General features: G+C 36.8%; 9 protein-coding genes and 1 pseudogene. 7 read left to right on the top strand and 3 right to left on the bottom strand.

Features of this window, described 5'->3' with window-relative positions:
* From A6I66_RS06650 to A6I66_RS06625, 6 genes are all read left to right on the top strand, one after another.
* On the top strand, positions 1-1344 hold the full coding sequence (locus tag A6I66_RS06650) for a TolC family protein (RefSeq protein ID WP_067146915.1): 1344 nt from the start codon (positions 1-3) through the stop codon (positions 1342-1344).
* A 9-nt stretch (positions 1345-1353) separates the two neighbouring features.
* Complete coding sequence (locus A6I66_RS06645; protein ID WP_067146913.1) at positions 1354-2520, top strand: efflux RND transporter periplasmic adaptor subunit; 1167 nt, start codon at positions 1354-1356, stop codon at positions 2518-2520.
* A gap of 9 nt (positions 2521-2529) precedes the next feature.
* Positions 2530-6018 carry an efflux RND transporter permease subunit gene (locus tag A6I66_RS06640; protein ID WP_067146911.1) on the top strand — a complete coding sequence of 1163 codons (3489 nt, stop codon included), beginning with the start codon at positions 2530-2532 and terminating at the stop codon, positions 6016-6018.
* A 136-nt stretch (positions 6019-6154) separates the two neighbouring features.
* Entirely contained in the window at positions 6155-7909 is a 1755-nt protein-coding gene (gene aspS / locus A6I66_RS06635; protein WP_067146909.1) for an aspartate--tRNA ligase, read from the top strand.
* Between the two features lie 46 nt (positions 7910-7955).
* Entirely contained in the window at positions 7956-9749 is a 1794-nt protein-coding gene (locus A6I66_RS06630) for a chloride channel protein (protein ID WP_084399546.1), read from the top strand.
* Between the two features lie 17 nt (positions 9750-9766).
* The gene (locus A6I66_RS06625; protein WP_067146905.1) at positions 9767-9997 is read left to right on the top strand and encodes a hypothetical protein; all 231 of its coding nucleotides are present in this window, start codon (positions 9767-9769) and stop codon (positions 9995-9997) included.
* A gap of 330 nt (positions 9998-10327) precedes the next feature.
* Here A6I66_RS06625 and A6I66_RS06620 read toward each other — a convergent pair whose 3' ends face one another.
* Together A6I66_RS06620 and A6I66_RS06615 are read right to left on the bottom strand one after the other, a co-directional pair.
* Positions 10328-10777, bottom strand: coding sequence for a nucleoside deaminase (locus tag A6I66_RS06620; RefSeq protein WP_067146903.1), 450 nt, complete (start codon positions 10775-10777; stop codon positions 10328-10330).
* Between the two features lie 119 nt (positions 10778-10896).
* On the bottom strand, positions 10897-11286 hold the full coding sequence (locus A6I66_RS06615; RefSeq protein ID WP_067146901.1) for a lipocalin family protein: 390 nt from the start codon (positions 11284-11286) through the stop codon (positions 10897-10899).
* Between the two features lie 107 nt (positions 11287-11393).
* On the opposite strand from A6I66_RS06615, the gene dxs reads away from it, so the two are divergent.
* Positions 11394-13148 carry a 1-deoxy-D-xylulose-5-phosphate synthase gene (gene dxs, locus A6I66_RS06610; RefSeq protein WP_067146892.1) on the top strand — a complete coding sequence of 585 codons (1755 nt, stop codon included), beginning with the start codon at positions 11394-11396 and terminating at the stop codon, positions 13146-13148.
* Positions 13149-13484: 336 nt separating this feature from the next.
* Here dxs and feoB read toward each other — a convergent pair.
* Positions 13485-15676: pseudogene (feoB, locus tag A6I66_RS16830) on the bottom strand (ferrous iron transport protein B).
* Between the last annotated feature and the right edge of the window lies 1 nt (position 15677).

Genomic DNA, 15677 nt, shown 5'->3' with positions numbered 1-15677 from the left:
ATGAAGAATAAACTAATTGTTTTTTTTAGTTTACTATTTGCTATTTCAGGGTATTCACAGGAATCGCCAATAGCTTTTAGCTTACAAGAAGCCATAGACTATGCTTTGGAAAATAACCGCAATGTGAAAAATGCCGCCAGAGACATTGATATGGCCAAAGAAGAAAAATGGCAAGCTACCGCTACAGGTTTACCACAAATTAATGGAGCCGTAGATTACCAAAATTGGTTAAAGCAACAAGTATCGTTACTGCCTGCAGAAATAACCGGAGGAAATCCTGGTGAGTTTGTTCCTGTTGAGTTTAGTCCAAAACAAAATATTAATGCTACCGCGACTTTAAGTCAGTTAATTTTCGATGGTTCCTATTTAGTAGCCCTAAAAGCTTCAAAAGTGTATTTAGAAATTTCTGAAAACGCAAAAATTAAAACCGATCTGGAAGTTAGAAAAGCGGTCATTAATGCCTACGGAAATGCTTTACTAACTGAAGAAAGCATAAAAATTCTGGAAAGTAATAAAGCGATTCTAGAATCGAACTTAAACGACATTCAAAAAACTTTTGAAAACGGTATGGAAGAAGAAGAAAGTGTAGAACAAATAAAAATTACACTTTCAAGTTTAATGAGCGATTATAATAATGTAAAACGCCTAAATCTTTTAGCATACCAAATGCTTAATATCACATTGGGTATCGATTTAAACACACCTACAGTATTAACAGATAATCTTGAAATACTAAGCTTACAATACACCTCGCTTGAAGCATTAGCTACCGACGATAGTGTAGACAACAATATTGATTACCTAATTGCCGAAAACGAAGTAGAAAGCAAAGATTTAATGGTAAAACTAGCCATGAGTAAGGGCATGCCAACACTTAGCGCCTTTGTAAATGGTGGTTACAGTGCCTTTGGCCAAGACTTTGCTTTTTTTAACAGTGACCAAAAATGGTATGCCTCATCCATGTTTGGAGTTAGTTTAAACATCCCAATTTTTAGCTCCTTAGGCCGTTCATCGGCAACACAAGAAGCTCGAATTGATTTAGAAAAAGCAAACGAGTCTTTTATTGAAGTTGAACAAAAAATCAAATTAGACATTGCTCGAGCTAAAAGTGAATACCAATTCGCCATAGAAGATTACGCTAATAAAAAACAAAATTTAGATTTAGCAGAACGTATTGAGCGTAAAAATGAAACCAAATTTTTTGAAGGTATCTCTTCAAGTTTCGACTTACGTCAGGCGCAAACACAATTATATGCTGCGCAACAAGAATACTTACAATCGATGATTGACATTATCAATAAAAAAGCAGAATTAGACGCCATTTTAAGCCAAATTAATTACTAAAAACACATCATGAAACACTTATATACTATCGCCGTTTTATCCCTTCTACTAACCGCTTGCGGAGGCAAAGAAAAATCACTAGATGAGCTATTAAATGAAGGCAACTTAACACAAATAAGAGAAAGACGTACCGCTATTGAAGCCGAACAAATAGCCATTAGCGAAAAGTTAAAACGTATCGACGAAAAAGTTGCAGAATTAGACGATACAAAAAAGCTACCTCTAGTCACCACTGTAGTAGCTCAAAAAGAAAAATTTATACACTACCTAGAATTACAAGGAAGTGTACAAACCAAAGAAAACATTGTAATCATTCCTGAAGTTTCAGGAATTCTTACAAAAATCTACGTTAAAGAAGGTCAAAATGTAAAAAAAGGACAAATTTTAGCTAAAATTGACGACGGAGGTTTAGAGCAACAGGTGTCTCAAATGAAAATTCAATTAGCTCTTGCTCAAACAACTTACGAACGTCAAAAACGTCTTTGGGATCAAAAAATAGGAAGTGAAATTCAATTTCTTCAAGCTAAATCTAATTTCGAAGCACAAGAACAATCTGTAAATCAGTTAGAAACCCAATTGGCTAAAACAAATATTGTAGCTCCTTTCAATGGTGTTATAGATGACATTATTACAGACGAAGGTAGTGTAGTTATGCCTGGCCAGTCACAACTCATCCGAATCGTAAACCTACGAAATATGTACATCGAAACCGAAGTTCCTGAAAGCTATATAACCGATGTTGTAGAAGGTAAAAAGGTTAAAGTAGAATTCCCTGTTTTAGGAACAGACCTAGACACTCAAGTACGTCAAGCAAGCAACTTTATTAATCCTGCAAACAGATCTTTTAAAATTGAAGTACCCGTAACAAACGAAAGCGGAAACATAAAACCCAATTTAACTGCAAAACTTAAGATTAACGATTATACTAAAGAAGATGCGGTGCTAATCCCACTAAGTATCATTTCTGAAAACGCTAATGGCGAGCAATATATTTACATTGTTAAAGAAAAAAACAGTGAAGGAGAAGCAGTTGCTGAACGGGTTATTATTAAAACAGGAAAAACTCAAGGCGATGTTATTGAAGTCACAAAAGGTATAAACGATGGTGCCGAAATTATTAAGGAAGGTGCTCGTAGCGTTAGAGACGGACAAACGGTAAAAGTTATTAAATATTAAGCCTAAGTGATGACTAAAAAGAAAAAGAATATCGACAAAGAATTTGGAATGTCGTCGTGGGCTATTAATAACAAAACCACGATTTATGTAATCATGGCCGTAATTTTCTATTTAGGAATTACAGCTTATTATCACATGCCTCGAGAGAGCTTTCCAGAAGTAAAAGAAACCAAAATTTACGTAAGCTCTTTATATCCTGGTAATACCGCAGAAGATATTGAGAAACTAATTACAGATCCTTTAGAAGACAAGCTTAAAACTATAAGTAATGTTGTTGAAATAACCTCCACATCACAAGAGGATTATTCTATGATTATAGTAGAATTCGACGAGAATATTACGGTAGAAGACGCCAAACAAAAGGTTAAAGACGAGATTGATTCGCAAACAGCGAGTGAAGACTGGCCTACTTTTAACGATGCTAAAGTAGAACCCAATGCTTTCGATTTAAATCTATCGGAAGAAATGCCTATCCTTAACATTAATATCTCTGGAGATTATCCTGTTGAAAAACTAAAAGACTTTGGCGAATATCTTCAAGATGAAATTGAAGATCTTCAAGAAATTAAACAAGTAGATATTCGTGGTGCTCAAGAAAAAGAAGTTGAGGTTGCTGTTGATATATACAAAATGATGGCTGCTAAAGTAAGTTTTGACGATGTTATTAATTCCATTCGTGGTGGTAACGTGACCATGTCGGCTGGTAATTTAATTTCTAGCGGACAACGTCGTACTATTCGAATTTTAGGTGAAGTTGATTCCCCTAATCAATTAAACAACTTCGTTATTAAATCTGAAAATAACAATCCTATTTACTTAAAAGACATCGCTAAGGTGACTTTTAAAGAAGAAGACAAAACGACCTATGCCCGTGAATTCGGCCACCCTGTTGTGATGTTGGATGTTAAAAAACGTGCTGGTAAAAACATGGTTGATGCCGCCGATCAAATTCGGGTTATCGTTAACGATGCCAAAGAAAAAGTCTTTCCTCCAGATTTACAAATAACCATAGCAAACGACCAATCTCCTAAAACCATAGGGCAGGTAGATGATTTAGTAAACAACATTATTTTTGGTATCATTCTAGTAGTTACCGTATTAATGTTCTTTTTAGGATTCAAAAACGCCCTCTTTGTTGGTTTTGCCATACCTATGTCCATGTTCATGTCTTTAATGATTTTGAACTTCCTTGGTTATACTCTAAATACCATGGTGCTTTTCGGACTTATCATGGGACTTGGTATGTTAGTAGATAATGGTATTGTAGTTGTTGAAAACGTATATCGACTTATGGATGAAGAAGGTATGAGTAGAAAACAAGCCGCAAAAGTTGGTATTGGCGAGATTGCATATCCTATTATCATTTCAACGGCAACAACAGTTGCTGCCTTTATTCCATTAGGATTATGGCCTGGAGTTATGGGTAAATTTATGATGCTATTACCAATCACACTTTCTACAGTGCTTGGCTCTTCATTAATTGTTGCCATTTTCTTTAACTCAGTATTGGTTTCAAAATTCATGACTACCGAAGATAAAGACATGCCTTTAAAGAGCATTATTAGCATTACAGCTATCATCTCTGTAATAGGAATACTTATTTTTATTTTTGGCGGTGACTACCGTGGTTTAGGTGGTTTAATGATTTTTACAGCAATCATGCTATGGATTTACAGGTTGTTTTTAAGAAACATGGCCAACAATTTCCAAACAAAAACGTTGGTGAAACTCGAAAATCTATATGAACGTGAGTTACGACGCGCCTTAAGCAAAAAATGGCCTGCGTTTATAACGATAACGACATTTGTATTATTAATCGTTGCCTTTATTGCGTTTGGAGCTTCTCTAGCTTCGCAACGTACCAAAGTTGAGTTTTTCCCTGATAATACACCAAACCAAATTATTGTTTACATCGAATATCCTGAAGGTACAGATATTGAAAAAACAAATGCCATTACCAAAGAAATAGAGAAAAAAGTTTATAGCGTAATTAACGACGAAATATACAAAGATGGTGATTACAACTTTTTAGTTGAAAGTGCCGTTTCTCAAGTTGGTGAAGGTGCTGGTAACCCGCAAACCGATGGTGGTTCTGCTGCCGAAATGCCACATAAAGCTAAAATAACCGCTTCCATGCGTGAGTTTAAATACCGTAGAGGAGCCGACAGTGAATTACTGCGTCAAAAAGTTCAGAAAGCTTTAGTTGGTATCTATCCTGGTGTTTTAATTTCTGTTGAAAAAGATCAAAATGGTCCACCTGCAGGATCACCTATTAATATCGAAATTGAAGGTGATAATTATGCAGAACTGATTGGTTTAGCACAAAAAATGCGTGATTTTATAAACCAAAAAAATATCGCAGGTATCGATGAATTAAAAATCGATGTTAACAAAGACAAACCAACCATGCTGGTTGAAGTGGATCGTAAAAAAGCTGGAGAATTAGGCGTTAGTGCCAGTCAAGTAGGACAACAATTAAGAAATTCTATTTTTGGTAGTAAAGCTGGTGTTTATAAGGAAGACGGCGACGATTATGATATTTATGTCCGTTTTAATGAAGACAACAGATACAATACCAGTGCGATTTTTAATCAGAAAATTACCTTTAGAGATAATACTGGAAAAATTAAGGAAATTCCTGTTTCTGCCGTTGCAAAACAAAATAACACTTCTGGTTATAACGCCATCAAACACAAAGACACCAGACGTGTAGTTACGGTTTACTCGGCGTTATCTCCTGGATTTACTGATGCTGCAGCCATTGTTGGACAAATTCAAAACGAAATGAAAACGTTTAAAGGCGTTCCAGAAAATGTTAAAATTGATTATACTGGTCAAATCGAAGAACAGAATAAACAAATGAAATTCTTAATTGGCGCTTTCTTTACAGGTTTAGCACTCATCTTTTTCATTTTGATTTTCCAATTTAATTCGGTTTCTAAACCAGGAATTATCATGCTTGCCATTTTCTTAAGTTTTATTGGTGTATTTGGAGGTTTAGTGGTTACAGGTGATGCTTTCGTTATTATGATGACCATGATGGGTATTATATCGCTCGCAGGTATCGTTGTGAACAATGGTGTAGTACTTCTAGATTATGCCCAACTCCTTATCGATAGAAAGAAAAATGAATTAGGTTTAGATAATGATGCTTATTTAAACCGAAAAGATCTGTACGAATGTATTGTTCGTGCTGGAAAGGCTCGTTTACGTCCTGTATTATTAACAGCTATAACAACCATTCTAGGTTTAATTCCACTGGCCATTGGCTTAAATATTAACTTCTTTTCTTTAGTTAGTGAATTTAACCCACATATTTATGTTGGTGGTGATAATGTTAGGTTCTGGGGACCTCTAGCTTGGACGGTTATTTACGGTTTATTCGTAGCTACCTTCCTTACTTTAATTGTGGTTCCTGTATTTTTCTACTTAACCACACAATTTAAAATGTGGCTATTTAAAGACCGTGTGGTTTCAGATGAGAATATCGTGTCTTAAAAACACATAAAAATAACGTTTTTAATTGTTGTGACTAACTCGATTAATAGCAAAAAAGCTTCAATTTTATTATTGGAGCTTTTTTAATTTATAGAGTCGTTTAACTTCACTAAATTTGCACCTCAATTTTTTATTTATGTACAGAAGTCATAACTGCGGTGAATTAAGAGCCGCGCATATAAATACAGAAGTAACACTTGCAGGCTGGGTTCAAAAATCTAGAGATAAAGGGTTTATTGTATGGGTCGATTTAAGAGACCGCTACGGTATCACTCAATTGGTTTTTGATGAAGAAAGAACTTCAAAATCACTTATTGAACAAGCTCAAGATTTAGGACGCGAATTTGTTATTCAAGTGAAAGGAACCGTAATCGAGCGCGCTTCAAAAAACCCGAACATGCCTACGGGGGATATCGAATTGTTAGTTTCAGAATTAAATATTCTTAATGAAGCGAAACTTCCGCCGTTTACTATCGAAGACAAAACCGATGGTGGTGAAGATATCCGAATGAAATACCGCTATTTGGACATCCGAAGAAACCCTGTTAAAAACAGCTTAATATTTCGTCATAAAGTCACTCAAGAAGTTAGAAACTATTTATCTAATGCTGGCTTTATCGAAGTTGAAACACCATACTTAATCAAATCGACTCCAGAAGGGGCTCGTGATTTTGTGGTGCCTTCACGTATGAATGAAGGTCAGTTTTACGCCCTTCCACAATCGCCTCAAACTTTTAAGCAATTGCTTATGGTTGGTGGTATGGATAAATATTTCCAAATTGTGAAGTGTTTTAGAGATGAAGATTTACGTGCCGATAGACAACCAGAATTCACACAAATAGACTGTGAAATGGCTTTTATCGACCAAGAAGATATTCTAAATGCTTTTGAAGGCTTAACACGTCACTTATTAAAAGAAGTGAATGGTGTTGATGTTGAAAAATTCCCAAGAATGCTTTACGACGATGCCATGCGTTTATATGGTAACGATAAACCAGACATCCGTTTTGGAATGGAGTTTGGCGAATTAAACGCCGTGGCACAACATAAAGATTTTGGTGTATTCAATAGTGCTGAACTAGTTGTTGGTATTGCTGTTCCTGGCGGAAATAGTTTTACAAGAAAAGAAATCGATAAATTAATTTCATGGGTAAAGCGTCCACAAGTTGGTGCTTTAGGTATGGTTTACGCGCGTTGTAATGACGATGGTTCTTATAAATCTTCGGTAGATAAATTCTACGATCAAGAGGATTTAGCCAAATGGGCAGAAGCGACTAACGCAAAACCTGGCGATTTAATTTGTGTGCTTTCAGGAGATAAAAACAAAGTACGTACACAACTTAGTGCCTTACGTATGGAACTAGCCGAGCAATTAGGTTTACGTAAACCTGATGAGTTTGCACCGTTATGGGTTATGGATTTCCCGCTTTTAGAATGGGATGAAGAAACCGAACGCTACCACGCGATGCACCACCCATTTACCTCACCAAAACCTGGTCAGTTAGAATTATTAAAAACAGATCCAGGGGCTGTAAAAGCGAATGCATACGATTTAGTGCTTAACGGTAACGAAATTGGTGGTGGTTCGATAAGAATTCACGATAAAGAAACCCAATCCTTAATGTTCGATTATTTAGGCTTTACCCCTGAAGAAGCCAAAGCACAATTTGGATTCTTAATGGATGCTTTCCAATATGGCGCACCTCCACACGGTGGTTTAGCATTTGGATTGGATAGATTGGTAGCTATTTTAGGCGGACAAGAAACCATTAGAGATTTTATTGCGTTTCCTAAAAACAATTCTGGCCGCGATGTGATGATCGATGCCCCTGCACCAATCGACGATGCGCAACTCACAGAATTAAGTTTAAAACTAAATTTAAAATCATAACTTTATAAAATCCTGCAACTTGCAGGATTTTTTAGTAGATTTAATCATGCCAAAACGAACCCTTTTTAAACGCTTTCTTATTTGGAGAGCCAAGCATATCTCACACAAACAATTTGTTTATATACTTAGCGTCGTGATTGGGTTTGCAGCTGGTATGGGTGCGGTAGTATTAAAAAACCTGACACACTTTATTCAAAGTTTGTTAGAAGGTAATTTAATAGAACACTACCATCATGCCTTCTATTTCTTGTTTCCTATTTTAGGTTTAACCATGGTCTATCTCATTATGAAATATGTGATTCGCCATAAGGTAAGTCATGGCATTCCCTCAACGCTTTTAGCCATTTCAAAACGCAAAGGGATAATGAAACGTTTTCAAATGTTTGGTTCTATTTTAACGGCACCAATTACGGTTGGTTTTGGTGGATCAGTTGGTCTGGAAGGTCCTACTGTTGCAACTGGTGCAGCACTTGGATCTAACATTTCCAGAATGTTTCACATGAACCAAACCACTAGAACTTTACTTATAGGTTGCGCAGCTGCTGGTGCCATGAGTTCTATTTTCAAAGCGCCTATTGCAGCGATCATTTTTGCCATTGAAGTCTTTAGCTTAGATCTCACCATTGCCTCGATGTTACCACTTTTATTAGCATCACTTTCAGCCATATTAACTTCGTATTTTTTCTTTGGAAATGATGTGCTTTTACCATTTAGAATTGAAGATAAATTTTACATCAATGATGCTCCTTTTTATATCTTTTTAGGGATTATAGCCGCTTTTGTTTCCATCTACTTTACCGATGTTTACGACCGCATTCAGAAGTTTTTCGATAAAATTGGATCTCCTATAAAAAAACTTATTGTTGGAGGTGTAGGTATTGGAATTCTTGTGTTTTTAATTCCGCCATTATATGGCGAAGGTTTTGATGTCATTAACAACCTTATTGTGGGCAATCCAGAAAAAGCTTTAGAGAGCAATTTATTTCAATTAAATCTGGAGAATATCTGGATTGTAGTCATGCTTCTAATAGGACTCATGCTCTTTAAAATTGTTGCGAGTGCTTTAACTTTTGGAGCCGGCGGTGTTGGTGGTATTTTTGCTCCAGTACTTTTTATGGGAAGCATTATGGGCTTTTGCATGTCTAAAATTGTGAACCATTCTGGATTGTTTAAAACCACTATCTCAGAAAGTAACTTCACCCTCGTGGGCATGGCCGGATTATTAGCAGGTGTTTTACATGCGCCTTTGACCGCCATATTCCTAATCGCCGAACTCACTGGCGGCTACGAACTTTTCATCCCACTGATGCTTACCTCAACCATTTCTTTTGGTATTACCAAATACTTTAAACCGCACTCCGTTTATACTATGGAATTAGGTAGGAAAGGTGAGTTAATTACCCATGATAAAGATCACGCCGTGTTAACCTTGATGGACATTAATAAAGTGATTGAAACCAATTTCATTCCTATTTCACCTGAAATGGATTTGGAACAAATGATTAATAAAGCCATTATTAAATCCAAACGTAACATTTTCCCGGTCGTAGACAAAGAAAGTAAAAAGCTAAAAGGGATTATTTTATTGGATGATTTACGCCCCATTATGTTTGATCGCTCCTTATACAACGAGGTACATGCTACCCACATCATGCAAAAACCTCCTGCTGTTATTTTACTAGATAAAGATAAAATGACCGATATCATGCAGAAATTTCAAGATAGTAGCGCATGGAATTTACCGGTTACCAAAAATGGTGTTTACTACGGATTTATATCTAAATCTAAATTATTAACAGCCTACCGCCGACAATTAATCTCGCTTCAAGTAGATTCATAATAGTAATTTTATTTAAAATGAAGTACCTCTTAATCGTATTAACCATCGCTTCTTTAACTAGCATTGCTCTAGGATTTATTCTAGACGTCGATTATGCTGAAAAACTCATCGGCTTTGGTGTTGTTGGCCTTTTTCTAATCGTATTTCCTGTTTTCGCATACATCAGTTGGAAAGATAAAAACGTGAAAGACTACATGCTCACCAAGGAGAATTTGGATAAAATGCGTGAGAATCAAAAACGGAATTAACACGTTTCAGTAGACTGTTTTCATTGGTGTCTAAAAAACAACCTTAATTGCTACGCAGAGATGCACAGAGTTTCCACTGAGACACACAGAGAATATGGTAATCATAAATTGAAATACGACTTAATTTTGACACTAATTTCACCAATTTTCACTAATTGTTGCACGCATAGCTATTCGTGATAAACAGTGTAATTCGTGTCCAAAAAGAACAAAGCGAAGCCTCTGTGATTCTCTGTGTCCCTCCGTGTAGCTTTGTGAAATAATAAATCATCAATGTACAAGCAAAGCCATCTGTGATAATCAGTGCAATCCGTGTCTAAAAATCGAGATTTAATTCAAATTACGACGTTGAATAAAAAAACGCTTCAACAAATCAGATGCTTCTTCTGCCAGGACACCTCCTTCTATTATGGTTTTAGGATGCAGTTTGGTGTTCAAATGGATACAACCGCGTTCTGGATCTCGAGCACCATAAACAATTTTAGAAATTTGTGACCAATACAAAGCACCAGCGCACATTTGGCAAGGCTCTAAGGTTACATATAAAGTACAATTTTGAAGGTACTTACCACCTAAGAAGTTTGCTGCTGCCGTAATGGCTTGCATTTCGGCATGGGCAGTAACATCATTCAGCATTTCGGTTAAATTATGACCTCTTGCAATAACTCTATTATCGATAACAATCACTGCCCCCACAGGAATCTCCCCCTTTTCAAAAGCAGTTTCTGCCTCCTGAAGGGCTTTTTTCATAAAATAGGTATCGTCGAATGGCTGAATCATAATGAAAAGATTAGATTTTCAAAATTACAATTTCAAAAATAATTTACACCTAAAATAAGAGCAACATAAAAGGCCTATAAATATTCATTCATAGACCTTTCCTATCTAATTATAATAAGTTATTTCTTAGAATAGGTTCTAATAATTATATAGACTTCACTCTCCTCCTCTATAATCCTTTCAACTTTTAAAGTTGTAGAAGACAACTCTAACACTTCATGTGAAAAACCATTAGTTATTAGAACATCACCATCATAACCATAGGGCGTTACACGTGAATCTCTAGACAACTCACAATCTGTCCCTTCATACACGACAGTGGTTACCGTATTTTCCGTAAACACCTCTTCGAGAGGACAGTCATCTTCATTAGTTTGCTCCACACCATTTATGGTATAAGATACTCTAACCCAAGTTCCAACTAATGATGGCTCTTCAACAGTATCATCATCCTTACTACAGGAAAATGACACACACACAAGACATAACAATAAAAGTATTTTTTTCATAATAATTTTGGTTTTTAGCTAGTTAGGCAGCAAATATATATTAAAAACGAAAGAAAATACAGATGGCAAATAAATATATTTTAATGTTACTTTTGCAATACACAACTATGAACAAGAATCTCCTAAATACCATTCATAACCCTAAAGATTTACGCCTGTTAAAACAGTGTGATCTGCCCGAGCTTGCCAAAGAATTACGGGAATTCATTATTAACATCGTTGCTACTAAAGAAGGGCATTTAGGGGCGAGTTTAGGTGTTGTAGAACTCACTATCGCCTTACATTATGTATTTAATACCCCAGATGACCAATTGGTTTGGGATGTAGGACATCAGGCCTACGGACATAAAATTTTAACAGGCAGAAAAGACATCTTTGACACCAACAGACAACTAGGAGGTTTAAGCGGATTCCCAAAACGCGACGAAAGCATCTTTGATACTTTTGGAGTTGGGCATGCCTCCACATCCATTTCGGCAGCATTGGGTATGGCCATTGCATCGCGACTTAAAGGAGATTTAGAAAAACAACACATTGCCGTAATTGGCGATGCTAGTATTGCGGGCGGTATGGCTTTTGAAGGCTTAAACCATGCCGGCGTTACCAAGGCCAATTTATTAGTGATTTTAAATGATAATGCCATTGGTATCGACCCTAGCGTTGGAGCTTTAAAAATGTACCTCACCAACGTAAAAAAGGGCACCCAAAAACAAGACAACATTTTTGAAGCCTTAAATTTTGATTATTCGGGTCCGGTTGACGGTCATGACCTAGATGCAGTCATATCGGAATTACAACGTTTAAAAACCGTTCAAGGTCCAAAGTTTTTGCACATTATAACTACGAAAGGCAAGGGTTTAAAGCAAGCTGAAAAAGACCAAGTAAAATACCATGCTCCAGGGAAATTTAATGCCCAAACTGGCGATATCCCTGTACAAGCGACGACCATTCAACCCCCTAAATACCAAGATGTTTTTGGACATACCATTGTTGAATTAGCCAAAGAAAATAAAAATATAGTTGGCATTACGCCAGCCATGCCAACGGGAAGTTCCCTAAAATTTATGATGGACACCTTGCCCGATCGTGCCTTCGATGTGGGTATTGCCGAGCAGCATGCTGTGACCCTAGCCGCAGGTATGGCTACTCAAGGTTTAATTCCGTTTTGCAATATTTACTCCACATTTTTACAACGGGCTTACGATCAAATTATTCACGATGTGGCTTTGCAAAATCTACCGGTTATTTTTTGTTTAGACCGCGCTGGTCTGGTTGGCGAAGATGGCGCCACGCACCACGGCGTTTACGATTTAAGCTATTTACGCTGTATACCAAACCTTATTATTTTTGCTCCTAGAAACGAAGTGGAATTGCGCAACATCATGTACACCGCTCAATTAGGATTGGATCAGCCCATAGCCATTCGTTACCCTAGAGGTCGCGGCGTCATTATCGATTGGAAACAAGGTTTTACTAAAATTAATATCGCCGAAGCAGTTATGCTTCAAGAAGGCGAAAACATAGCTATTTTAAGCATTGGAACCATGGCTAAAAATGTTTCGGAAGCCATTACAAATTTAAATGTGTCGCATTACGACATGCGTTTTGTAAAGCCCTTAGATGAAACCTTATTACACCATATTTGTAAAACACATCACACCATAATTACCGTTGAAGACAATAGTGTACGCGGAGGTTTCGGATCGGCGATTCTAGAATTTATGGCTGAACATAAGTACACCAATCGCATTGAAATCTTTGGTATTCCAGATACTTTCATCGAACACGGAAAAGTTACCGAACTCCAAAAAAGTATAGGATTGGATGCTGAAAGTTTAAAAACGTTTATTGAGAATATTTGATGATGATTAGTCTTGGAAACTATAAGCATTGAGCTTTAGGCTGTATGCAAAAAGCGACAAGCTACACACGCTTCGAATGAATAGTACAAACACATTCGTGTCGATTCGAGAAATTTGTGTCCTTTTAATTTTTAACTGTAGTAATATTGAAACATAGCTTCAAAGATTATCTTGAAAAACTGCAAAAACACCCCTATGATCTCCTTAAGTGGCTATTTTCACGTAGTCATATAAAGGCTAGAAGTTCATTCTGACCTTGTATTTATATAAATCTATTGAATTTTTAAGCACAAGCTGATTGCTTACAGCCTAAAGCATAAGGCTAACAGCAACCCCCTAAAACAATCTCCAAATTTGCGCCACTAAAAAACATACGATAAACCCTAAAATAACGGGCATAATAGAAGCTACAGTTGTCCATTTTACGCTGTTTGTTTCTTTATAAATGGTATATATCGTCGTACTACAAGGATTATGCAATAAACTAAAAAGCATGAGGTTAATGGCCGTTAATAGTGTCCAACCGCCAGCTTTCAAAATATCGCCTGTAGCATTAATAGAATCGAGTTCAAACATAACGCCAGCTCCAGCACCTCCTCCAATGCCAGTCACCATAACGGTAAGCATCAAAATAGTTGGAATAACAATTTCGTTTGCCGGAATAGCAACGATATAAGCAAGCAGGATTACGCCATTTAAACCGATTAGAAATCCGAAGCCATCCATACCATTAATAAGCCAAGCAGCTATACTTTCATCCCCAATATGAAGGTTCGAGATTAACCAAATAACCGCACCTGCTGGTGCTGCAAACACGATAGCACGCCATAAAACGATTAAAGTTCTATCGATTAACGAAGTGTAAATGGTTTTCCAAAAACGAGGTGGTCTATAAGGAGGTAATTCCAAATTAAAGGTAGAAACTTCACCTTTTAAAACCGTTTTAGAAAGCGCCCAAGACACACCAAACATAAAGGCCATCCCTAAAACTGCAATACCTATAACAGCTAACAACGATGCTATGCTAGAAAAAGACTCTGGAACTACAGCACCAATAAATATGGTAGCGATTAATATTTGCGTAGGCCAACGCCCATTACATAACGAAAAGTTATTTGTGATGATGGCAATTAAACGCTCTCTAGGGCTATCGATTATACGCGTAGCCACCACACCTGCAGCATTACAACCAAAACCCATACTCATGGTTAAAGCCTGCTTACCATGAGCTCCAGATTTATTAAACAAGGCATCCAAATTAAAAGCCACGCGTGGGAGATAACCAAAATCCTCTAAAAGCGTAAACATGGGAAAAAAGATAGCCATAGGAGGTAACATTACGGCTATAACCCATCCAACAGCTAGATACACGCCATCAATTAAAAAACCTGAAAGCCACCAAGGCATATTTATACTTTCAGCACCAGATCGCAACCAAGGGTGAATAGTATCTAAAAATAAATTAGCTAATAAGGATGATGGGTAATTAGCACCAACAATCGTAAGCCAAAGCACGGTACCCAGAATTAAAAACATAATTGGGAAACCGAAGTATTTACTGGTTACAATTTTATCAATTTTAGCATCTAAACGAAATCGCTTTTCAGAATCGCTAGTTTTAACGGTGTCTTTAACAATATCGGCCGCATCGGCATAAATACCTTCCGTAAGGTTATCATGAAATTCGTCGCCTATTTGCCAACGCAGTTCATTGGATAATTCTATAATATGGTCAATGTTATTCTTTTTCATAATCTTCAGCCTTAAACAAATTCTCCCGATTTTAACGCTTTTATAATTTCTTTATCCCCTTCTAACAGTCTAAAAGCAATCCAACGGCTGTTGGGAATGTTTGGAAACTCCTTTTCTATTTCTGCAGTTAAAGTGCGAACGGCTTTTTCAATATTGGAAGGCACATTTTTGATCCGATGGGGTTTACAAACTATTTGTCCGCTTGCAATTTCACTTACGGTTTGAATAAGCTCCGGGATACCCTTGTTGAATCGCGCACTGGCAGGTACTACGGGAATCCCTAAATCTTTAGACAAAGTTCTCACGTCAATTTCTACTTTATTTCTCTTGGCTTCATCCATAAGATTTAAACAGAGTACTGCTTTATCGGTAATTTCTAAAATTTGCAACACGAGGTTTAAATTGCGTTCCAAACGGTTGGCATCAACTACAATAATCGTCACATCTGGCTTTCCAAAAAGAATAAAATCACGCGCTGCGGCCTCATCTTCAGAAGTAGATAGTAAAGAATAGGTTCCTGGCAAATCGACTAGTTTATACTTATTGGTATTGTATTCAAAGCCGCCTTCAGCGCGCATCACAGTTTTTCCCGGCCAATTTCCGGTATGCTGACGCAATCCTGTTAAGGCATTAAACACCGTACTTTTACCAGTATTTGGATTCCCAGCAAGAGCCACTACAAAATCGAAATTATCAGTTTGAATCCCTAATTTCTTTAAACCTTCTTTATTAAAATGTTCGCAGGTTTCGCAAGCTGAATTTACTTTTGTTTCCATA

It is taken from the genome of Pseudotamlana agarivorans (assembly GCF_001642835.1).
Lineage (GTDB): Bacteria > Bacteroidota > Bacteroidia > Flavobacteriales > Flavobacteriaceae > Pseudotamlana > Pseudotamlana agarivorans.
The sequence above is the reverse complement of the archived record's forward strand: the minus strand, read 5'-3'. Positions and strand labels throughout refer to the sequence as shown.

Coding starts and splice junctions, on each gene's coding strand:
- A6I66_RS06650 (WP_067146915.1), top strand. CDS start 1: ATGAAGAATAAACTAATTGTTTTTTTTAGTTTACTATTTGCTATTTCA.
- A6I66_RS06645 (WP_067146913.1), top strand. CDS start 1,354: ATGAAACACTTATATACTATCGCCGTTTTATCCCTTCTACTAACCGCT.
- A6I66_RS06640 (WP_067146911.1), top strand. CDS start 2,530: ATGACTAAAAAGAAAAAGAATATCGACAAAGAATTTGGAATGTCGTCG.
- aspS (WP_067146909.1), top strand. CDS start 6,155: ATGTACAGAAGTCATAACTGCGGTGAATTAAGAGCCGCGCATATAAAT.
- A6I66_RS06630 (WP_084399546.1), top strand. CDS start 7,956: ATGCCAAAACGAACCCTTTTTAAACGCTTTCTTATTTGGAGAGCCAAG.
- A6I66_RS06625 (WP_067146905.1), top strand. CDS start 9,767: ATGAAGTACCTCTTAATCGTATTAACCATCGCTTCTTTAACTAGCATT.
- A6I66_RS06620 (WP_067146903.1), bottom strand. CDS start 10,777: ATGATTCAGCCATTCGACGATACCTATTTTATGAAAAAAGCCCTTCAG.
- A6I66_RS06615 (WP_067146901.1), bottom strand. CDS start 11,286: ATGAAAAAAATACTTTTATTGTTATGTCTTGTGTGTGTGTCATTTTCC.
- dxs (WP_067146892.1), top strand. CDS start 11,394: ATGAACAAGAATCTCCTAAATACCATTCATAACCCTAAAGATTTACGC.